Below are 20,379 nucleotides of genomic sequence, written 5' to 3'. Positions count from 1 at the left end.
GAGCTCGGCCACCACTCACGTCGACGTCAGAATATCCACCTTGGCATTGGCGACGATCAGGCGGTCGGCCAATAGCTGCGCCAGATTGCGCATGATGCGCTCGCTGGCGCGGGGATGCTGCTCGCGGAAGCGCTCGAAATCCTTCAAAGGCACTTCGAAAACGGTCGCTGCCATGTCGGCGAATACGTCGGCAGAGCGCGTTGCCTCCAGCAGCGCCATCTCGCCAAAGGCCATGCCGGCAGTGAGTGTTGCCAGCCTGACGCCATCGGGCAGCGTGACGTGGACCGCGCCGCTGCGCAGGAAGAACACGGCATCGGCAAGGTCGCCGGTCGTGACGATCTTTGCGCCGGACGGATAACTCCTGACGGTGCAGATTGCGGCGAGGTCGGACAGCTCGTTCTCGCTCAGCCCTGCGAGCAGCGGCTGCTCGGCAAGCTCGGTGGTCTCGTGGAAGTCGATCGAGCCGCCATAGCGGTAGACGATCTGGTCTTCGGCCCATTCGATCGCGGTGTCGAGCAGGTAGAAGTCGCGGACGTTCTTCAGCTCCGCCGTCCATTCCCGCAAGCTGTCCCATTCCTTGGAGGCGCGCCTGACTCCCGACAGCACCACCGTGACGTTGAGTGCGGCGAGCTCTTCGAAGGCTTCGGCGACGAGGCGCGCACCGGCGCGCGTGGTGGAGGTGACGCGGTGCAGATCGAAGATCACGAATTGCGGCCGCGGCCGTCCCGCGAGCCGGCGCGAGACGTAGTCGACGGCCGACAGCGACAGCGTACCGACCAGCTCGATGACCCGCACCTCCTGCTCATGCGCGGCCAGAATCTCGCGCTCCTGTGGCCGGCGCACGCGCCGCGACGGGCTCTTGCCGATGTCGTAGTCGGCGATGACGGCATTGCGCGCGTCGTCGCTGCGGTTGAGCATGTGCAGATCGTAATGCGAGGACAGCGCCTCGCAGACCTTGATGCCGCGCACGCTGTTGCCGTGCTTGTCGAGCTTGGGCGAATAGCTGCCGAGCCCGAGCCGGGCAGGGAGTGCGGCGAGGATGCCGCCGCCGACGCCGCTCTTGGCGGGGATGCCGATCCGGTAGATCCATTCGCCGGCATAATCGTACATGCCCGACGATGTCATCACCGAGAGCGTGCGCGAGATCGCGTACGGCGTCAGCACCTGTTCGCCCGTCAGCGGATTGATGCCACGATTGGCGAGCGTCGCCGCCATCACCGCGATGTCGCGCGCCGTGACCAGCACGGCGCATTGCCGGAAATAGACGTCGAGCACGGCCGCGACGTTGTCGGAGATCACGGCGTTGGTCTTGAGGAGATAGCCGATGGCCCGGTTGCGGTCGCCGGTCTGGCTTTCCGAAGCATGAACCGCCTCATCGACTGCGAGATCGCGTCCGGCGAAACGGCTGAGCGCAAGACGGATCTGCTCGAAAGCGTCCGCGCCCTTGCTGTCGTAGATCAGCCCGGTGCAGGCGATCGCGCCGGCATTGACCATCGGGTTGAACGGATGGTTTTCGGAATTGAGCCGGATCGAGTTGAAGGGGTCGCCGGAAGGTTCGACGCCGATCGCGCTCTCGACCTTGCCTGCTCCCAAAAGGTCCAGCGCCAGCGCGAACACGAACGGCTTGGACATCGACTGGATGGTGAAGGGCACCCGGCTGTCGCCGACTTCGTAGACATGCCCGTCCAGCGTCGCGAGGCTGATGCCGAAATGGGCAGGGTCGGCCTTGCCCAGCTCGGGGATGTAGTCGGCAACGCTGCCTGAGGTCTCGGCTGAGAATTCGTTGAGGCAATTGTCCAGAAACCGCAGCAAGGGCGGTTTCGAGCGGGTCCAGGCGGAGGCGGCGGGCGATAGCGGCTTCATCGCCTCACTTGTGCAACGCAATCAGGGTGCGCGCAACCCGTCCGGCACGATGGTCTGCCGGCGGACCAGGACAAGGGCGAGCAAAGCCGTGGGCACGAGGATCGCGAGGCCAAGCAGCGTCACCTGCATCTGCGACAGCGGCATGATCCCGCCGCCGGGCGTCGCGACCACGAAGCCGCCGATCACCAGCAGCACACGGATCGGCCATTCCAGCGCGCCAGCGCCGCGCAAGTTGCCGACGAAGGGCTGGTAGCCCTGGATGCCGCCGCAGATGAACAGCGTGCCGAACGCGGCGAGCCCCATCAAGCCAAGGCCGGCAAGGTATGGGCTCGGCCCCTGCAGCACCAGCGCCGGATTGAGCACGAAGAAGAATGGGATGAAATAGATGATGCTGCCGACCCACATCGATTCCCACCCGGTCTTCATCGCCGGCGAGCCGGCGATGCCGGCGGCCGCGAAGGAGGCGATGGCGACCGGTGGCGTGATCGACGACAGCATGCCCCAGTAGAAGATGAACATGTGCACAGCCATGCGATTGAGCCCGAGCTTCTCCAGCGCGGGCGCGACCAGGATGGCGAGGAAGATGTAGCAGGCCGTCGTCGTCAGGCCGAGTCCGAGGATCAGGCTGGTGAGCGCGCACATGCCGAGCAGCAGGAAGGCATTGTCGCCGGCAATGTGCAGGAGATCGTTGGCAAGGCTCGACACCACGCCGGTCATCGAGAATGCGCCGATCAGCAGGCCGCAGCCGGCGAGGATGCCGACCAGCTCGACGAAGGTGCGGCCGTTGACCTCCAGGAACTTGCCGATGGTCGCAAACGTCCAGCGCGTGTCCTTAGAGAAGAACTGGTTGAGGACCAGCAGCAGTGCCGTGGCGTAGAACGGCGCGTGGCTCTCGCGCTTGAAGTAGAGCAGCATCACGATCAGGAGCGCGATGACGAAGACGTAGTACCAGCCGTCCTTGATCGTATCCATGATGCGGGGCAGCTCGGCGCGTGGAATGCCCTTCAGCCCGTGGCGCGCGGCGTAGGCATCGACCTGCATGAACAGGCCGACGTAATAGAGGGCCGCCGGAATGATCGCGGCGAGCGCGACATCGGCGTAACTGACATTGAGGAATTGCGCGATCACGAAAGCAGTGGCGCCCATCACCGGCGGCGCTAGCACCGCGCCGGTCGAGGCGCAGGCCTCGATCGCGCCGGCATAGGATGCGCGAAAACCGCTCTTCTTCATGACAGGAATGGTCATGGTGCCGGCGGTGAGCACGTTGGAGATGATCGAGCCCGACATCATGCCGAGCAGGCCGCTGGCAAAGATGCAGACCTTCGCCGCGCCGCCGCGGAAGGTGCCGCACAATGCGAAGGCGAGGTTGATGAAGAACTTTCCGGCTCCCGTCATCATCAGCGCGGTGCCGAACACCAGGAAGCCGATCACGGTGTCGGCAAAGGCCTGGATGGGAATGCCGAGCAGGCTCTCGCCGGAGAGCACGTGATAGGCGGTCGCCTGCTCCAGGGTCGATTGCGTGCCGCGGAACGGCCCGAGCCAGCTGGATTCGGCGAACAGCGGATAGACGGTGAAGGGCAAGACGCTCAGCAGCAGGCTCCAGCCGCCGGTGCGGCGCAGCGCTTCCATCAGCATCACCCACATTACGAGGCCCGCCGCGATCACGCTGTTGGGCGCGCCGCCGAACTCCCAGCCGGCCTCCGCCGCCTTGCGCACGTTCGACATCAGCATCAGCGCCGCCGCGAAGGTTGCGACGAACAAGACGAGGTCGTACCAGGGAATGCGGTCGAGCGGCGCGCGTTCAGTCCCTGGGAAGATCAGGAAGGTGAACGGCAGCATCAACGCGATCAGGAGGTAGAAATACTCGGTGTTGAGCTGAGTGTAGCCGATGAAGAATCGCAGCGAGAATTGCTGGTTGATGCAGAGCAGGATGGTGGCCGCCGTCGCAACCACCAGCGTCCAGCGCCAGGCGCCGCGCAGCGTGCGCACGCGCGTGACCTCCGCCTCCTGCATGTTGGCGGCGGCGCCGTGCGGATCGTCGAACACGATCCGCTTGGCCTCGTCCTGCGGGCCGGTGGAGACTGAAGTAGACATCATCGACCCCGCGCGTGGGCTGGCAATTGCTAACTAAGCCAATGGCCGTTGGTTGAATCGATAGGGCCGCGCGCTCATCAACCTCTCCCGCTTGCGGGAGAGGTCGGCGCGCAGCGCCGGGTGAGGGCTTCCGCCTCTGGGGGAATCCCACCGTGGAGACACCCTCTCCCCAACCCTCTCCCGCAAGCGGGAGAGGGAGCGCACTTCCCGCTGGGCAACGATCAAACCCAACAGCATCGCGCTCTATTCCTCAAATCCATTCGGCATGTCGGCCTTGGCGAGCGCCGCCGCGCGGGCCTTCATCCAGCCGTCGAGGAATGCCTTGTCATCCGATGGCGGATTTGACTTGCCGTACAACGCCCACGCCGCGCCAAGCACCTCTTGCCGCTTGATCAGCTTGTTGTTGTGCGCCTCCTGCGCATCGCTCCATTGTCCGGCCTCTTTCAGCGCCTTCACCGCGCCGGGGTGCACCGGCACCACCCAGTTCTTGGTCTGCCGGTCGGCGGCAAGACCGCCGGCGCCGGGTGCGGAGTCCTTGTAGGCGTCGTAGTTGACGATCATCGCCTTGGTGATCGCATAGACCTGATCGGCTGGCTGCGAGGCGTAGGCGACAAAGATCGGGTAGGGGTAGTTGCCGAGCTCAACCGGCTTCTCCGGCGAGATGCCGGCGCCGCAAGTCGCAAGCTGCGGGAAGAAGAACGAGCCGACCTTCTGCATCCGCGCCCAGCCTTCCTTGTCCTTGGCGGGGAGCGGCGGCCAGATCAGCCCGCGCGGCGAGGTCTCGGCCTCCTTGGCGGGGCCGGTGATGGTGGTGCCGAATGCGGCATCGACGTCGTTGTTGATCAGGCCCTTCCACATCGCGCCGTAGCTTGCGAACTCGACGGCCTTGACGTCCTTCTGCGTCAGCCCTGCGAAGGCGAGCACCGCGAGCGAATTCTGGTTCAGCGCGGGCGAGCCGACGACGAAGCCGACGCGCTTGCCTCTGAGGTCCTTCAGCTCCTTCACGCCGGTGTCGGCGGCGACGCCGAGCGAGCCGCAATTGCAGTCGACCGTCGAGAGCAGGATCTGGAGCGGCTGCGGCCCCCATTCCTTCGATCCGAACTCGAACACGCCCTCCTGCGCGAAATAGGTCCCCGAGCCCATCGCCGAGGAGGCCGCGCGTTTGGCGCGCAGCGGGGCGAGGCGGGCGACGTCGTTGCCTGCGGGGAGCACGCGCACGTCGGTGCCGTATTTGTCCTTCATCATCTTGCCGACGCCGACCGCGATGTTGAAGCCGGCGGTGCCGGTGTCATAGGCGGTGAACGTCAATGTCGCCGGCAGCTTGATATCCTCGGCGAACGCATAGCGTGTAGACGCAAAAGAAATGCCTGCCACCAAGGCAGGCGCAAGCATGAGCAGCCCACGAAGCATGTTTTCCCTCCATCATCTTCGCTTAAGCGCGAAGACCTTCTTGCTTGAATCGGATCATGTCACCGGGCATCCGCGATGGCAACGCCGGAGCGCGAATGCAGAAACCAGGCTGACAGAATGTCGCGGAATCCAGGGATTATGCAGTCAGTTTGCGACGATCGCGATCGCTTGTCCCTCGGCAACGACGTCGTCGAGTTTCACCAGAAGCGACGTGATCGTGCCGCTCGCGGGCGACTGCACGGGTATCTCCATCTTCATGGCTTCGACGACCACAACGTCATCGCCATCTGCGACGGTTCCTCCAACTTGCACGGGAGTTGCGCAGATGCGCCCCGCGACCTCCGTGACGATCTTAATTTCTGGCATGCCATCCCTTTTTGTTGTCGTCGCAAGATGCCTGAGGTAGCGTCGTCTGCAAGTGGAATTTAATTCCGCAGAGCGAAACAAACTGGTAGGGAACATGGGACGACGATCGGAGCGGTTGAGTAGGCAAGGTGTGCTCGCTGGCGATGCCGGTGAGGGTGATGTCATCCAGGTGGTGTCGCGCGCGTTCGACGTGTTGCGATGCTTCGAGGGCCACGAGGCGCGGCTCGGCAATCTCGAGATTTCAAATCGCTGCGGTCTGCCGCGCTCGACGGTGTCGCGGCTCACGCACACGCTGACCCGCATGGGCCAGCTCGTCTACCTGCCGCGCGATCAGAAATATCGCATCGGCCCCAGCGCGGTGGCGATGAGCGCTTCGATGATGAAGGGCGCGCAGCTGCGCAGCATGATCCGCCAGCGACTTCAGGAAGTCGCCGAGCAGCTTCCGGGCACGGTCGGCTTCGTCGTTCCCGATCGCTTCCATCTCGTCTATCTCCAGTTTGCGCGCTCGGCGAGCGCGCTCGGCCTGCACGAGGGCACCGGCAGCCGCATCTCGATGGCTTCGACCGCGGCAGGCGCGGCCTACACCGCTGCGCTGTCGCCCGAGGTCGGCGACGCCTTCATTGCGGACATGGAGCGGGAAGCGCCCGAGGCTGCAAAGATCCTCAGGCCCCGCATCGAGGCCAACCGGCAGTCGCTGCGCGAACGCGGTTATGTCGTGGCCTGCGGCCTGTGGAGTCCGCACATCAACGGCCTCGCGGTGCCGATCTGGTCGCCGCAATATCAGACCTTCGTCGTCATCACGATCGGCCTGCTGGCTGCGATGTATGACGAGCAGCGGCTGCATGACGAAGTCGCCCCGTTGATGCTCACGCTCGGCCGCTCGCTCGGCAGCCTGATGGAAGGCGCGGAGGGCGATGCCTTCAACAACCGTCTCTCGCGTAAGCCGGTCGCAATGGCCGTGCGCAACAATAACAAGCCGATCAACTCGGAGGGAGTGAATGAACTGGAAGCCGGAACTCGACGAGCTCGCCCGGCGCGAAGCCTTCGCGCGGGAGATGGGCGGCGTTGACAAGGTCAAGCGACAGCATGACCAGGGCCGGCTGACTGTTCGGGAGCGCATCGACGGACTGATCGACAAGGGCAGCTTTCACGAGATCGGTGCCGTCTCCGGCATCGGTGAGTACGATTCGAGCGGCGAGCTGCAGAAAGTGACGCCGGCGAACTGCGTGTTCGGCCGTGCGCGCATCGACGGCCGCACCGTGGTCGTGGTCGGCGATGATTTCACGGTGCGCGGCGGCTCGGCGGACGCGTCGATCTCGGCCAAGCCGCTGATGGCGGAGGAGATGGCGCGCGACTTCCGCCTGCCCATCGTCCGCATCGTCGAGGGCTCCGGCGGCGGCGGCTCGGTCAAGACCATCGAGACCAAGGGCGCGGCCAATCTGCCGGGCGGCATCGGCGGCACGCGCTGGTATCGCTTCACGACGGAGAACCTGTCGCGCGTGCCGGTGGTCGCGCTCGGCCTTGGTTCGGTGGCGGGCCTCGGTGCTGCGCGCCTTGCCGCCAGCCACTATTCCATCATGACCCGGAAGTCCGCGATGTTCGTTGCGGGCCCACCGGTGGTGAAGGCGCTGGGGCAGGACCTCTCGAAGGAGGAGCTCGGCGGCGCCGACATCCAGACCCGCGCCGGCGCGATCGATCATGCGGTCGAGACCGAGGAGGAGGCGTTTGCCTGCGCGCGGCGCTTCCTGTCGTATTTGCCGTCCTCGGTGTACGAGCTGCCGCCGACCTTGCCCTGCACCGACAATCCGGAGCGCACCGAGGAAGCGCTGCTGAGCGCGGTGCCGCGCAACCGCAAGCAGGTCTATAAGATGCGCCCGATCATCGACGCCGTCGTCGACAAGGGCTCGTTCTTCGAGGTCGCCAAGAATTTCGGCAAGCCAATCATCGTCGGCCTCGCGCGGCTCGAGGGCAGGGCGGTGCTGCTGCTCGCCAGCGACAGTTTTCACTATGGCGGCTCCTGGACCGCAGATGCGTGCCAGAAGGTGGTGCGCTGGGTCGACTTCGCCGAGACCTTCCACCTGCCGATCGTCTATCTCATGGACTGCCCCGGCTTCATGATCGGCCTTGATGCCGAGAAGGCGGCCACCATCCGTCACGGCGTCCGCGCCATGGCCGCGGTGAACCAGACCACCGTGCCCTGGTGCACGGTGATTCTGCGCAACGCCTTCGGCGTCGCCGGCGTCGTGCATCAGCCCGCCGACCGCTTCTCGATCCGCTACGCCTGGCCGTCCGCCTATTGGGGTTCGCTCCCGCTTGAGGGCGGCATCGAAGCCGCCTACCGCGCCGATATCGATGCGGCCGAGGACAAGGCCGCGAAGCTGAAGGAGATCGAAGCGCGCCTCAACAAGCTGCGCTCGCCGTTCCGCTCGGCCGAAAAGTTCTGGGTCGAGGAGATCATCGATCCCAGAAAGACGCGATCATTGCTGTGCGAGTTCGCCCGGCTGGCCGAGCCGCTGCGCAAGCCCGGGCCGCCGGAGAATTTTTCGATCAGGCCGTAGCGCTCAAGCCGTGATTGCAGCCGGCAACGCGAGGAACCTTTCCCGGCGTGCCGCATTCGTCGCGCATGAGGAGCTTGTATTTCGGCATCGGCGCTCTCGCCGGCGCGCTGGTCCTCCTCACGATTTGGCTGGGCCAGCACGAACGGCAAGCGTCAATCGATCGTCTCGAGCGATGGGAAATTCCCCATGCGCCTGCGCGCTAGCTGGGGACGCTTGACCGCGGTTTGCAGCGACATAGCCGTGGCTGATGCACATGTGTGGTCAAGTCTCAGTTTCGATGACACGCCGTTCGTTCTCTGCGAGTTAATCATTCCGGCCGCTACGTCTGGTTTACAACGATTGCGGAGGCCAGCCCGCAAATGCAACCACTTTCAGCCGCTCTTTAGGCCGATTTCAGCCAAACTGTTATTGGTTGCTCGCTGCGGGGCAGGGATCTCACAATTTGGAGCCCTGCAATGTTCAGGTCAGTTCTTTCTGCGTGCCTTTTAGTTGCCTTTAGCTCCGTTGCCTCCGAAGCCCGGCCCTATCGCATTCATCAAGTACCTGAATGCAACGTCACGATGCCCTGCGACTTCTCGTATTCGCAAACCCGCCGCGAGCGGACGTCCAGAGTCTCACTACAAGCCTATCGCTCAACGCAACTGACAGTGACCGACGCAGGCAGCGCCACGGCGACGAGTGTCTCCGGCACGCGCATCATTGGAGGGCGGCCGGCTGGTTGCCCCTCATCCTTCTGCGGCTGCGGCGCGGCTCTGCGCGTGTTCGGGCGTGTGGTGCCGGAATTGAATCTCGCCGCGAACTGGCTGCGCTTTCCGCGCACGTCACCGGCACCGGGAATGGTCGCGGCCCGGCGCGGGCATGTCTTCGTCCTGGAGCAGCACCTCGGAGGCGACATGTGGATGGCGTACGACGCCAATTCGGGCGGTCACACAACGCGAATGCATGCGCGCTCGCTGCGGGGCTACACGGTCGTCAACCCGCGCGGCTGAGAAAATGGCGGGATTGCCCGGCATCAACTAGAGCCGTCACACCTTGCCGAAATTCGTTTGCGGATTGAGCGCGCGTTCCCACGAACGCGCGCAGTGAATTCATGAGGCGTGACCTCAAAACAATAACGCGCTACGCTCCTCCGGCAAGAACAAGAGGACGCGCCAATCGTGCATGACTTCATTATCGTGGGCGGCGGCTCGGCAGGGTCCGTGCTGGCCCACCGGCTCTCCGCAAAGAGCGCCAACAAGGTCCTGCTGTGCGAAGCCGGACAGGACACGCCACCGGGCAACGAGCCGGCCGAGATCAGGGACAGCTATCCGGGCACGGCCTATTTCGATCCGCGCTTCCACTGGACCGAGCTCAAGGTCACGACGCAAGTTGTCAGCCACAACAATCCGAACGAGGGGCGTCCTCCTTTACGCAAATACGAGCAGGCGCGGGTGCTCGGCGGCGGCTCGTCGATCAACGGCCAGATGGCCAATCGCGGCGCGCCGACCGACTACGACGAATGGCAGGCGCGGGGCGCCGAGGGCTGGAGCTGGAACGACGTGCTGCCCTTCTTCAAGAAGGTCGAGCGCGACCTCGATTTCGACGGGCCGTACCACGGCAAGGACGGCAGGATCCCGGTCCGCCGCATCCCGCGGAAGCACTGGACGCGGCATTCACAGGCCTTCGCCGCGGCCTTCCAGCAGGCCGGCCATCAGTTCGTGCCCGACCAGAACGGCGAGTTCGTCGACGGCTACTTCCCGGTGACGCATTCCAACCAGGCCGAGCAGCGCGTCTCGGCCGCCATGGGCTATCTCGACCGCGACACCCGCAAGCGCGCCAACCTCACGATCTCCACCAACACGCAGGTTCGGGAGCTGCTGTTCGAGGGCACGCAATGCGTCGGCGTGAAGGCTATGGTCGACGGGCGGGAGCAGGAATTCCGCGGACGCGAGATCATTCTCTCCAGCGGCGCCATCCATTCGCCGGCGCATCTGTTGCGCGCCGGCATCGGCCCGGTCGGTCACCTCAAGGATCTGGGCATTCCCGTGCTGATGGGCTTGCCGGGCGTCGGCCAGCGCCTGATGGATCATCCCTCGATCTCGCTGTCGTCCTTCGTCCGCCGCGGCGCGCGCATGAACGAGCACACCCGGCGCCACATGCAGCTGGGCCTGCGTTATTCGTCGGGGCTGCCGGGTGTGCCGAAGGGCGACATGTTCGTCGTCGTCATCAGCAAATCGGCCTGGCACGCGGTCGGTGCGCAGATCGGCTCGCTCCTGACCTTCGTCAACAAGACCTATTCCGAGACCGGACAGGTCAAGCTTGCCTCGCGCGATCCCTCGGCAGAACCGATCGTCGAGTTCAATTTGCTGTCCGACCGGCGCGACCTCGATCGCCTGATGAGCGGCTTCCGCAAGATGGCGGCGGTGCAGATGAGCGAGGTCGTCAGGAAGGTGACGGACAAGCCGTTCCCGGCCGCTTATACCGATCGCGTCCGCAAGATCGGCGTGGTCAACACCAAAAACAAAATCCTCACCACGATCGCCGCGGCCCTGATGGACGGGCCGGCGGCGCTGCGCCACTACATGATCGACAATTTCGTGGTCGAAGGCTTCACCTTCGATCAGGTCATGAATGACGATGAGGCGCTGGAAGCCTTCGTGCGCAAGGCGACCATCGGCGTGTGGCATGCCTCGTGCTCATGCCGCATGGGCCGGCACGACGATCCGATGGCGGTGGTCGACAACCAGGGCCGCGTCAAGGGCGTGCAGGGCCTGCGGGTCGTCGACGCCTCGATCTTCCCGGTGGTGCCCTGCGCCAACACCAACTTCCCGGTCCTGATGTCGGCGGAAAAGATCGCTGCCGCGATCCAGTGAGCTGCAAGCGTTCTCCGGGGTTATCCGCGGCCGGCTTGCCGGAGCAGCCGCGGGCCCTCCGTGTCTCAGGGCGGATGCGCCAAGCCAGGCCAGGATGCCGTCATCCTGGCCTGCGGCCGCTTGCGATCCACCTCAATCGACAGGAATTGGTGCAGCCTGGCGCCGGCCTGGAAGCTGCCATCCGACCGTCCGGATGCTCCTGCCTGCGATCTCTATGATCGCGTTTATCCGGCGTTAATGATGCTTTCTCAATATGAGACATCTCAATTTGTCGCAGTCCATGTTTGTGGATTGCCCGTAAGTGTTGATTAAGAGGCCAAATCCATATTCCGGCCTGCGATGCGCAGGTGGTCGGCGGCAGGAATGCTGCGGCCTCATGCATCGTGAGATTTCAGGGAAGTATTCTTGCCGTCACGACGGCAATCAGGATGAAGGTCATGCTCCGCCGGGTAGTGCTCCGTTTCGCCAGAGATCGGAAGGCCAACGTCGCCATTATCTTCGCGCTCATGATGGTTCCGACCGTCTTTCTCCTGGGCATGACGCTCGACTACACGCTCGCCTTGCGCAAGCGCGAGCAATTGAACGCAGCCGCCGACGCCGCCGCGATCGCGGCCGTGAGGCCGGCGATGCTGACGCAGACCGACACGGCCGTCGTCAAGTCGACCGCGGAAGCCGTCTTCGCAGCGAAGGCGAATCTTCCCGGCCTGTCGGCGGTGCCGACGCCGACGGTCACGGTCACCGATTCCGGTCTCGCGCGGACCATCACGGTTTCCTACACCGCGGAGTCCATCAATAATTTCCCCGGCGTTCTCGGCAAGCAGACCTGGCAGGTCGCCGGATCCGCGACGGCGAAGGCGTCCAGCGCGCCCAACATGAACTTCTATTTGCTGCTCGACGATTCCCCGTCGATGGCGATCGCTGCGACGCAGACCGACATCAACAACATGATCACGGCCACGAGCAGTCAGCCTTCATACGCGAGAAACTGCGCGTTCGCCTGCCACGAAGCCCATCCCAATAACCAGAATCCGAGTTCGACCAACAAGGATAATCTCACCGTCGCACGCAATAACAACATCACGTTGCGAATCGATCTCGTGACCAATGCCGTCAAGCAATTGCTCGTGGGGCCCTGGTCGTGCCCGCAGTCGGGTGTGTCGGGCGGCGTCATGCAGTGCATGGCGGCGCTCAACAACACCACCTACAAGGCCGCCATCTACACCTTCGACTACAATTTCAACGCGATCCAGACGCTGACGACCCCCACGACCGCGGGCACGAAGATCGGCAACATTCAACTCATGACGGTGGATCACCAGAACTGCGTCATTTACGGCAATTGCTCCACCGACTACGGCTCGGACATCTCAGGTGGGCTGACAGGCGTCAACGGCGTCATGCCCGCGCCTGGCAGCGGCACCAACCAGTCCGGCGATACGCCGCAGGAAGTCGTGTTCCTCGTGACCGACGGCGTCGAAGACAAGCTGATCCTGAAGACTGCAAGCTGCGATCCGAATGCCACCTATCCGCTTCCAACCGTCGGCACCACGCAAGTGCGCTGCCAGCAGCCGCTCAATACCGCGGCATGCACGACGATCAAGAACCGAGGCATTCGCATCGCGGTGCTCTATACCGAGTATCTGCAATTGCCGACCGACGGCTGGTACAACACGCGCATCGCGCAATTCAACAATCCGTCCTCGTCCACGGGCACGATCGCGCAACGGCTGGAATCATGCGCCTCGCCCGGTCTGTATGCCAGTGTTCAGACCGGCGGCGACATTTCCGCGGCTCTGACGAACCTTTTCCTCAAGGTCGCGTCCAGCACAGCCAGCCTCGTGCAGTAGAGAAGAAGCGCCATGATCGGCCCCGCCGCAACAACCAAGAGACGCCGCAATCGCTTAGCTGCTTTCGCGCGGGACAGCAGGGGCGCCACGGCCGTCGAGTTCGCGCTCGTGGCCGTGCCGTTCCTTGCCCTCATCATCGCGCTCATTCAGACGTTCCTCGTTTTCTTCGCCCAGCAGATGCTCGAATCCGTCGTGCGCCAGTCGGCGCGCCTCGTCATGACCGGACAGGTTCAGTCCGCGCAGATGACGCAGGCGGTTTTCAAGCAGAAAGTCTGCGATCAGATCGTGATCCTGTTCAATTGCAGCGGTCTGATGGTTGACATGCAGGTGGCGACCTCGTGGACGTCCGCGAACACGGCGATGCCCACCCTGACCTTCGACGGCTCTGGCAAGGTCACCAATACCTGGCAGTACGATCCGGGCGACGCCGGCGACATCGTCGTTCTCCGCGTCATGTATGTGTGGCCGGTCGTGCTCGGGCCGCTCGGTTTCAATCTCTCGAACCTCAGCAACGGCAACCGGCTGATCATGTCGTCCGCCGCGTTCCAGAACGAGCCAGGAGCTTCCTGATGATCTCCGCCCTGTCGTCTCGCGCTCGGCACCTGTTGAGCGATGTCCGCGCCGTTGCAGCGACGGAGTTCGCCATGGTGGCGCCGTTCATGCTGGTGCTCTATGTCGGCGGTGTCGAGCTCGGCAACGGCCTCGCCATGAACGTCAAGGTCAGCGCGACCGCGCACAGTGTCGCCGACATGATCACGCAGAATACGGCAGTTACCTCGTCTCAAATGGACGGCATTCTCGCGGCGGCGACCGCCATCATGGCCCCATATCCGACCAAGAACGGCTCGACCTCCTTGATGACGATCACAGTCTCGGAAGTCTCGACCGACAGCGCGGGGAAGGCGACGGTGCAGTGGAGCAAGTCGACGAGCTCCTCGGGAGCGAGAGCCGTCGGTCAGCAGCTGACCTTGTCATCCTTTACCGCGCCGAGCGGTACCAGCAACGCCAATATTTCGCTCATTCTGAGCGAGGTGTCCTACGACTATGCGCCCAACCTCGGCTTCACCATCGCCGGCACCGTGAAGCTGTCCGACAGCTACTATCTGTTCCCGCGTTGTTCGACCAACAGCCCGGCCACCTCGAGCTTTCCCTATTACGACGTGAAATATCCGGCGACGTCGACCTGCACCTGCGTCCAGCATTTGCAGCAGAAGACCTGTTGATCACCGGTCACAGCCGCAGCACCTTGCCGGGATTCATGATGTTTTGCGGATCGAGCGCGCGCTTGATCGTGCGCATGATGTCGAGCTCGGTCTTCGAACGGTAATGACTGAGCTCGTCGAGCTTGTCGATGCCGATGCCGTGCTCCGCCGAGATCGAGCCGCCCATGGAGGTGATGAGATCGTTCACGGCGCGCGTGATGGCGCCCTTGTATTGGGTCAGCGTCTGCTGATCCATGCCCTTGGGCCCCATGAACGAAAAATGCAGATTGCCGTCGCCGATGTGCCCCAGCGGATAGGGGCGAATGGTCGGGAGAATGCCGAGTACGGCCTTGAGCCCCTTGTCGATGAACTCCGGAATCCTGGAGATCGCCACTGAGACGTCGTAGCTGAGCCCAGGTCCCTCGGCCCGTGAGGCCTCGGCAACACCCTCGCGGATGCGCCACATATTACGCGATTGACTGACCGTCTGCGCGATCGCCGCATCGAGCACGTGGCCGGCCTCGAGCTGATCGGCCAGAAACTGCTCCATCTTCTCGGACATGCCCTCAATCCCGTCCCGGCGTGGGCGCGCGGACGACCATTCGAGCAGGAGGTACCATGGGGTATCCGCCTTGAGCGGATCCTGGGTGCCGGGAATGTGGCGCAGCACCATGTCGATGGCGCTGCGGCTCATCAGCTCGCAAGAGCCGACATTGTCCTCGGACGCTGCGTGCGCTTCGGATAGGATCTCCAGGGCTGCGCGCGGATCGCGGATCGCCAGCCACGCGGTGCAGACGTCCTTCGGCGCTGGCCATAGCTTGAGGACGGCCTTGGTGATGATGCCCAGCGTGCCTTCGGCGCCCATGAACAGATGCTTGAGGTCGTAGCCCGTGTTGTCCTTCTTGAGCGCACGCAGTCCGTCCCAGACATCGCCATTGGGCAGGACGACTTCGAGCCCCAAGACGAGATTGCGGGCATTGCCATAGCGCAGCACCTGCACGCCGCCGGCGTTCGTCGACAGATTGCCGCCGATCATGCACGAGCCCTGGGCGCCAAGACTGAGGGGCAGGAACCTGTCGTGACTGGCCGCGGTCTCCTGCAGCGTCTGCAGCACGCAGCCGGCCTCGACCGTCATCGAATAGCCGACGGAATCGACCTCCAGAATGCGGTTCATGCGGCCGAGCGACAACACGATGCCGGTGTGCGCTGGCCAGGGCGTTGCCCCACCCATCAGGCCGGTGTTGCCGCCCTGCGGCACGATCGCGACGCCGTGCTCATGGCAAAGCCGGACCACTTTGGACACTTCCTCGGTGCTACCTGGACGAACGACGGCGCCAGCACCCCCGACCAGCAATCCGCGCCAATCCGTCACGAACGGCTGCTTGCTATGCTCGTCCTCGATAAAACCCTTCTCGCCCACGATCGCGCGCAACGCATCGCTGATCTCGGTGGTCAAAGGAGCGGTCGGGATAGCGGGTAGGGACGACGGGAAGGCAGCCGGCATTTGTTTCCTCTGGCGCATCTTGGTGTGCACTGCGCACGTGGCGTGCGTCGGGACATTGTCCACGTTTGCGCCGAGGAGTCTAGCGACGTACCCTGATGTCAGCCGGGCAGGGGGGGGCCTAGTGGATGATCTGGTTCAGGAAGCCCTTCGCCCGGTCCGTGCGCGGAGCCCGAAAGAACGTTTCCGGATTTGCCTCCTCAACGATGCTTCCACGATCCATGAAGACCACCCGATCGGCGACCTCGCGGGCGAATCCCATCTCGTGCGTCACGCACACCATCGTCATGCCCTCTCGCGCCAGCTCGACCATGGCGTCCAGCACTTCCTTGACCATCTCAGGGTCGAGAGCGGATGTCGGTTCGTCGAACAGCATGATCTTGGGCTGCATGCACAGCGCCCGCGCGATCGCGACGCGTTGCTGCTGACCACCCGACAATTGTGCGGGATACTTGTCTGCCTGATCCTGAATGCGGACTTTCCGCAGCAAGCCGAGTGCGCGATCGCGCGCTTCCGCTTGCGACAGGCCGCGAACCTTCATCGGAGCCAGCATGCAGTTCTCGGCCACTGTGAGATGCGGGAAGAGGTTGAAGCTCTGAAACACCATGCCGACTTCGCAGCGCACACTGTTGATGTCGGCGACGCGATTGCTCAACGCGACGCCGTCGACGATGATCCGGCCTTCGTCGTGCTTCTCGATATGGTTGATGCACCGGATGAGTGTCGACTTGCCGGAGCCGGAAGGTCCGCACAGAACGATTTTCTCGCCCCTGCCGACCTCGAGATTGACGTCGTTCAGCGCAGTGAACGCGCCGAACCGCTTCACGACATTCTCGACGACGACGATTGCGCCGGGCTGCGTGGCATCGCTCAAGTTCTCCCGAGGCATGTTTCTCTCCCAAATTCGAGGCGTTATCGCGATGTGGCGAGTGCGTATCGTTTGCGAAGGGCAGCGACACACTGGGAAGCTGCAGAACTGATGGCGAGGTACGCCACTGCTACGACCAGGTACATTTCGACGAGGCGGCCGTTGAGCTGCGCAAGCTTGGAAGCGGCGCCCAGAAGATCCGTCAGCGAAAGCACGTAAACCAGAGAAGTGTCCTGAAACAGGATGATGGTCTGGCTCAGGATGATCGGACTGGCCACGCGCACGACCTGCGGGAGGACGACATGGCGGTAGGTATCATAGGTGGACAATGCGAGTGCCTGGCAGGCCTCGAACTGGCCCTTGTTCACGGCCCGCAGCCCGACACGGATGATCTCGGAGTAGTAGGCCGCCTCAAACAAGCCAAAGGTGATAAAGGCCGTATAGGTGGCGCCGATCGGGATCGGGCGGCCGTTGCCGCTGAGATGCCCAAGCACGATTGGCACCAGGAAGAAAAACCAAAACAGAACGAGGATCAGCGGGATCGACCGGATGACCGCAACGTAGCCGCGGATGATCTGGGCGAACACCGGAATCTCGAAATGCTGTACGAGTGCAAGGCAGGTCCCGAGAACCATGCCGATGGCGAATGCGGCGGCCGTGAGCGCAAGCGAGAAGAGCAGGCCCGACCAGAGATAGGGCCAGGATTGCGCTAGAATCGAGAAATCGAGGGTGTTCATTTCACGACCTCCATGGCACCGGGCAGAGCGCCGCTTTGCTGCATCTCGTCGGCCAGATCCTGGCCAGCAGTGAGCTTGACGGGAGCGCTCCCCGGAATGCGGACTGCTTTGTCGATGAACGTCATGGCCTGATACGCAACGAGCGCCAGACAAAGGTAGATGATCGTCGCCGCGCCAAATGCCGAGAATGTCTGGAACGTGGCCTCGCTGATCTGGCGCGCCTGCGCGGTGAGCTCCATCAAGCCGATCGTGAGTGCGACCGAGGTGTTCTTGTATATGCCCATCACCTCGCTGGTGAGGCTCGGCACGATGAGGCGCAGAGCCTGCGGCACGACAACATATCGATAGGTGAGGTAACCACTGAGGCCGAGAGCATTGGCCGCCTCGATCTGTCCCTTTGGGAGCGCTTCGATACCCGCCCGGACCTGCTCGGCTATTCGGGAAGCCGTGTAGAGTCCAAGGCAAAGGAGTGCCGGGAAGAACGATGCCCAGGGCGGCGGAATCTGCTTGATGGCATCGCCCAGCGCGGTGGGCACGACCTCCGGGAAGACGAAGTACCAGAGGAACATCTGCACCAGGACCGGGATGTTTCTGAATATCTCGACATAAAGCCGGGCCAGGATCGAAAAGAAGCGATTCTGGACTGTGCGGCCCACGCCGACGACCACACCGATGCCGAAGGCGATCCACCAGCCGAAGAAGGCAAGAGCCAGCGTCCAAACGAGACCCGACAGAAGCCAGTCGATATAGCGCTGGCCGTCCGCCGTCTGTTCAAAAAGCACTCCGAACATCGCGAGCCCTCAGGTTTCAAGTGCGAACGAGGATTTCCTTGCGAGGCGGTCAGCTCCGTCAATCAGTCAACGGCATCGCTGGGATGCGCGATCCGCGCCATCAATTCGTCCGTGAGCGGGAATGCGAGGTTCTCACCCTTGGGCGGGATCGGCTTGGTGAACCATTTCGCGTAGGTCTTCTCGAATTGGCCGGATGCCATTTGTTTGGAGAGAACGTCGTCGACGAGGCCCTTGAAGCCGGCATCACCCTTCGCGAACATCAGTCCATAATAGATCTTTGCGTAACCCTCGGGAAGGAACAAGAGCGCATCCGGATTCGGCGCGGCAGCCTTGAGCCCGGCAAGGAGGATATCGTCCTCCATGAAGGCGGCCGCACGGCCGGTGTTCAACATCAGGAAGGATTCAGCATGGTCCTTGGCCTGGACGATGTTGAGGCCGAGGTGCTCCTTGGCGTTGACGCTCTGCGCGAAACCCACCGCGTTGGAGCCTTGCGTGACGACAATCGTCTTGCCTTTCAGGTCGCCGGCGGCCTTTACGCCACTGGCGGCCTTGACGAGCCATCGCGGCTGACTGACGAACGTCGCGACGGAAAACGAGACCTGTTCCTGCCGCTTCTTGTCGTTCGCAGTGCCGCCGCATTCAATGTCGACCGTCCCGCTCTGGATCAGCGGAATCCGGTTCGAGGAGTTCACCGGCGTGTAATTGACCTTGAGGTTGGGCAACTTCAGCTCCTCCTTGATGCGATCGGCGATCGCCGCGCAGAGATCGAGCGAGAAGCCGATGGGCTTCTGATCGGGCCCGAGGTACGAGAACGGTATCGAAGCCTCACGGTGGCCAATCGTGATTGCACCGCTGGATTTGATCTTATCAAGCGTCGGGCTGTCGGCTGCTGCGGAGGGGCTTGGGCTGACGGCCAGAAGTCCTGAAACCAGGAGTCCTGAAACCAGGAGTCCTGAAACCAGGAGTCCTGAAACCAGGAGTCCTGGGAGAAGTCCGAGCGCCTGAACAAGCTTCTTCATGGTCTTTGCCTTTCCCTCGTTTGTCGAATTCAAGCTGCGGCGGAAGGGCGTCCGAGCCCTCGCCGACGGATGACGTCGATCAGGCGATCGATGTCGTTGGCGGTGTTGAACATGCCGAGCGAGACGCGAATGCCATCTCGTTCGGGCGACACGCGCACATCGTTCTCCTCGAAATGGCCGAGCCAGTCCGATGGGGGCAGGGCGATGACGTAGATATGCGGAGCGCGATGCTTTCGCTCGCGCGGGCCAACGAGGCGGATGTCCAGCTCGTCGAGGCGCGCGATGAGGTGATCGCCGAGATCAAAGCAGTGGTTCTGGATGTTTTGCACCCCGATCTGCTCGATCATGTCGAGGGAAGCACCCAACGCATGGACCGCGGGCAGATTGAAGTTGCCTAGCTCGAATCGCCCAGCGGCGGGCGATGGCGCCATCTTGTCCGGGCGCGCGATGAGATCATCAGGAATCTCGGCGAGGCTCGCAGCAGCCAGATAGGCCGGCTCCAGCTCTTTGAGCGCCTTGTCCCAATAGAGAAGCCCGAGCCCTTGCGGAACCAGCAGTCCCTTGTGGCTTCCGGAGCCGATGAAGCTCGCGCCAATCGCCTTCGCGTCGACAGGCACGACGCCGATCGACTGCATCACGTCCACGACGAAGTAGAGTTTGTTCCTGGCGCACATCGCGCCGACGCTCTCGATGTCGAAGCGGTGACCGGCGTGGAAGGTGACATGCGACATCGAAATCGCGCGCGTGTTTTCGTCGATGAAAGGTGCAAAGCTGTCGGCATCGACGATATCGGTCATCGGGATGAAGCGGACCTCGACGCCCTTCCGTTGCAGATGCAGGAACGCGTAGGCGTTGTTCGGATGATCGCCGTGGATCATCAGGACATTGTCGCCGGCCCGGAGCGGCAGTGCGTTTGCCGCGATGTTCATGCTTTCCGACGTGTTTTTTGTGAAGGCGATTTCATCCGCGGCCACGCCGAGAAAGTGAGCGACCTTGGCGCGGGTCTGCTCCACCCGGTCGAGCCAGACGCTCTTCGGGCCGGCCGTCTCGAAACCCTCGCGAAGGAAGAGCTCGATCGCGGCCTTCACCGGGCGCGCAAGCGGCGTTTGAAACCCGGAGTCCAGATAGACCATCCGTTCGACCGCGGGGAATTCCCTCCTCACGGCGTCCACGTCGTAGTGACGAGACATACGCATCTCCTGTTGGGCGCGCCGTCGGGACTTGGCTCTCGGCCAAGCGGCGGAGCGAGATTCTGGGAACGGTGAGACTGC

17 protein-coding genes are annotated in these 20,379 nt (G+C 63.2%); 7 read left to right on the top strand and 10 right to left on the bottom strand.

Annotation, left to right across the window (positions count from 1 at the left end; genetic code table 11):
- Nucleotides 1–15: 15 nt before the first annotated feature.
- The 4 genes from glsA to AAE027_RS18070 form a co-directional block, all read right to left on the bottom strand.
- Nucleotides 16–1,863 carry a glutaminase A gene (glsA, locus tag AAE027_RS18085; RefSeq protein ID WP_370986807.1) on the bottom strand — a complete coding sequence of 616 codons (1,848 nt, stop codon included), beginning with the start codon at nt 1,861–1,863 and terminating at the stop codon, nt 16–18.
- Nucleotides 1,864–1,884: 21 nt separating this feature from the next.
- On the bottom strand, nt 1,885–3,960 hold the full coding sequence (locus AAE027_RS18080; protein ID WP_370986808.1) for a TRAP transporter permease: 2,076 nt from the start codon (nt 3,958–3,960) through the stop codon (nt 1,885–1,887).
- Between the two features lie 240 nt (nt 3,961–4,200).
- Nucleotides 4,201–5,367, bottom strand: coding sequence for a TAXI family TRAP transporter solute-binding subunit (locus AAE027_RS18075; RefSeq protein WP_370986809.1), 1,167 nt, complete (start codon nt 5,365–5,367; stop codon nt 4,201–4,203).
- Between the two features lie 144 nt (nt 5,368–5,511).
- On the bottom strand, nt 5,512–5,733 hold the full coding sequence (locus tag AAE027_RS18070; RefSeq protein ID WP_128934384.1) for a biotin/lipoyl-containing protein: 222 nt from the start codon (nt 5,731–5,733) through the stop codon (nt 5,512–5,514).
- 94 nt (nt 5,734–5,827) lie between these two features.
- Between AAE027_RS18070 and AAE027_RS18065 the strand changes: the two genes are divergently transcribed.
- The 7 genes from AAE027_RS18065 to AAE027_RS18035 all read left to right on the top strand — a co-directional run bounded on the left by AAE027_RS18065 (nt 5,828) and on the right by AAE027_RS18035 (nt 14,213).
- Complete coding sequence (locus AAE027_RS18065) at nt 5,828–6,802, top strand: IclR family transcriptional regulator (protein ID WP_165405812.1); 975 nt, start codon at nt 5,828–5,830, stop codon at nt 6,800–6,802.
- On the top strand, nt 6,732–8,291 hold the full coding sequence (locus tag AAE027_RS18060) for an acyl-CoA carboxylase subunit beta (RefSeq protein WP_370986810.1): 1,560 nt from the start codon (nt 6,732–6,734) through the stop codon (nt 8,289–8,291). The genes AAE027_RS18065 and AAE027_RS18060 overlap by 71 nt, the downstream gene beginning before the upstream one ends.
- A gap of 455 nt (nt 8,292–8,746) precedes the next feature.
- Nucleotides 8,747–9,280 carry a hypothetical protein gene (locus AAE027_RS18055; RefSeq protein WP_176946011.1) on the top strand — a complete coding sequence of 178 codons (534 nt, stop codon included), beginning with the start codon at nt 8,747–8,749 and terminating at the stop codon, nt 9,278–9,280.
- A 168-nt stretch (nt 9,281–9,448) separates the two neighbouring features.
- Nucleotides 9,449–11,143, top strand: coding sequence for a GMC family oxidoreductase (locus AAE027_RS18050; RefSeq protein ID WP_370986811.1), 1,695 nt, complete (start codon nt 9,449–9,451; stop codon nt 11,141–11,143).
- A gap of 437 nt (nt 11,144–11,580) precedes the next feature.
- Nucleotides 11,581–12,990 carry a TadE/TadG family type IV pilus assembly protein gene (locus AAE027_RS18045; protein ID WP_370986812.1) on the top strand — a complete coding sequence of 470 codons (1,410 nt, stop codon included), beginning with the start codon at nt 11,581–11,583 and terminating at the stop codon, nt 12,988–12,990.
- A gap of 12 nt (nt 12,991–13,002) precedes the next feature.
- A complete protein-coding gene (locus tag AAE027_RS18040) occupies nt 13,003–13,560 on the top strand; it encodes a TadE/TadG family type IV pilus assembly protein (RefSeq protein ID WP_370986813.1) in 558 nt (185 codons plus the stop codon).
- Nucleotides 13,560–14,213 (top strand): TadE/TadG family type IV pilus assembly protein, encoded by a 654-nt coding sequence (locus tag AAE027_RS18035; protein WP_370986814.1) that lies wholly within the window; start codon nt 13,560–13,562, stop codon nt 14,211–14,213. The genes AAE027_RS18040 and AAE027_RS18035 overlap by 1 nt, the downstream gene beginning before the upstream one ends.
- A 7-nt stretch (nt 14,214–14,220) precedes the next feature.
- Here AAE027_RS18035 and AAE027_RS18030 read toward each other — a convergent pair whose 3' ends face one another.
- The 6 genes from AAE027_RS18030 to AAE027_RS18005 form a co-directional block, all read right to left on the bottom strand.
- Nucleotides 14,221–15,696, bottom strand: coding sequence for an FAD-binding oxidoreductase (locus AAE027_RS18030; protein ID WP_370986815.1), 1,476 nt, complete (start codon nt 15,694–15,696; stop codon nt 14,221–14,223).
- A 118-nt stretch (nt 15,697–15,814) separates the two neighbouring features.
- Nucleotides 15,815–16,582, bottom strand: coding sequence for an amino acid ABC transporter ATP-binding protein (locus tag AAE027_RS18025; RefSeq protein WP_370986816.1), 768 nt, complete (start codon nt 16,580–16,582; stop codon nt 15,815–15,817).
- A gap of 23 nt (nt 16,583–16,605) precedes the next feature.
- Nucleotides 16,606–17,298: an amino acid ABC transporter permease gene (locus AAE027_RS18020; RefSeq protein ID WP_370986817.1), complete on the bottom strand. Its 693-nt coding sequence runs from the start codon at nt 17,296–17,298 to the stop codon at nt 16,606–16,608.
- Entirely contained in the window at nt 17,295–18,089 is a 795-nt protein-coding gene (locus AAE027_RS18015; protein WP_370986818.1) for an amino acid ABC transporter permease, read from the bottom strand. Before AAE027_RS18015 ends, AAE027_RS18020 begins: the two co-directional genes overlap by 4 nt.
- Before the next feature lie 62 nt (nt 18,090–18,151).
- Nucleotides 18,152–19,108 (bottom strand): amino acid ABC transporter substrate-binding protein, encoded by a 957-nt coding sequence (locus AAE027_RS18010; RefSeq protein ID WP_370986819.1) that lies wholly within the window; start codon nt 19,106–19,108, stop codon nt 18,152–18,154.
- A 29-nt stretch (nt 19,109–19,137) separates the two neighbouring features.
- On the bottom strand, nt 19,138–20,298 hold the full coding sequence (locus AAE027_RS18005) for an aminotransferase class V-fold PLP-dependent enzyme (RefSeq protein ID WP_370986820.1): 1,161 nt from the start codon (nt 20,296–20,298) through the stop codon (nt 19,138–19,140).
- Between the last annotated feature and the right edge of the window lie 81 nt (nt 20,299–20,379).

It is taken from the genome of Bradyrhizobium sp. DN3, from assembly GCF_041357655.1.
Taxonomy (GTDB): domain Bacteria; phylum Pseudomonadota; class Alphaproteobacteria; order Rhizobiales; family Xanthobacteraceae; genus Bradyrhizobium.
The sequence above is the reverse complement of the archived record's forward strand: the minus strand, read 5'-3'. Positions and strand labels throughout refer to the sequence as shown.

What these genes read in the sequence shown, in the direction of transcription:
- glsA (WP_370986807.1), bottom strand. Translation starts at nt 1,863, where the DNA reads ATGAAGCCGCTATCGCCCGCCGCCTCCGCCTGGACCCGCTCGAAACCG.
- AAE027_RS18080 (WP_370986808.1), bottom strand. Translation starts at nt 3,960, where the DNA reads ATGATGTCTACTTCAGTCTCCACCGGCCCGCAGGACGAGGCCAAGCGG.
- AAE027_RS18075 (WP_370986809.1), bottom strand. Translation starts at nt 5,367, where the DNA reads ATGCTTCGTGGGCTGCTCATGCTTGCGCCTGCCTTGGTGGCAGGCATT.
- AAE027_RS18070 (WP_128934384.1), bottom strand. Translation starts at nt 5,733, where the DNA reads ATGCCAGAAATTAAGATCGTCACGGAGGTCGCGGGGCGCATCTGCGCA.
- AAE027_RS18065 (WP_165405812.1), top strand. Translation starts at nt 5,828, where the DNA reads ATGGGACGACGATCGGAGCGGTTGAGTAGGCAAGGTGTGCTCGCTGGC.
- AAE027_RS18060 (WP_370986810.1), top strand. Translation starts at nt 6,732, where the DNA reads ATGAACTGGAAGCCGGAACTCGACGAGCTCGCCCGGCGCGAAGCCTTC.
- AAE027_RS18055 (WP_176946011.1), top strand. Translation starts at nt 8,747, where the DNA reads ATGTTCAGGTCAGTTCTTTCTGCGTGCCTTTTAGTTGCCTTTAGCTCC.
- AAE027_RS18045 (WP_370986812.1), top strand. Translation starts at nt 11,581, where the DNA reads ATGCTCCGCCGGGTAGTGCTCCGTTTCGCCAGAGATCGGAAGGCCAAC.
- AAE027_RS18040 (WP_370986813.1), top strand. Translation starts at nt 13,003, where the DNA reads ATGATCGGCCCCGCCGCAACAACCAAGAGACGCCGCAATCGCTTAGCT.
- AAE027_RS18035 (WP_370986814.1), top strand. Translation starts at nt 13,560, where the DNA reads ATGATCTCCGCCCTGTCGTCTCGCGCTCGGCACCTGTTGAGCGATGTC.
- AAE027_RS18030 (WP_370986815.1), bottom strand. Translation starts at nt 15,696, where the DNA reads ATGCCGGCTGCCTTCCCGTCGTCCCTACCCGCTATCCCGACCGCTCCT.
- AAE027_RS18025 (WP_370986816.1), bottom strand. Translation starts at nt 16,582, where the DNA reads ATGCCTCGGGAGAACTTGAGCGATGCCACGCAGCCCGGCGCAATCGTC.
- AAE027_RS18020 (WP_370986817.1), bottom strand. Translation starts at nt 17,298, where the DNA reads ATGAACACCCTCGATTTCTCGATTCTAGCGCAATCCTGGCCCTATCTC.
- AAE027_RS18015 (WP_370986818.1), bottom strand. Translation starts at nt 18,089, where the DNA reads ATGTTCGGAGTGCTTTTTGAACAGACGGCGGACGGCCAGCGCTATATC.
- AAE027_RS18010 (WP_370986819.1), bottom strand. Translation starts at nt 19,108, where the DNA reads ATGAAGAAGCTTGTTCAGGCGCTCGGACTTCTCCCAGGACTCCTGGTT.
- AAE027_RS18005 (WP_370986820.1), bottom strand. Translation starts at nt 20,298, where the DNA reads ATGTCTCGTCACTACGACGTGGACGCCGTGAGGAGGGAATTCCCCGCG.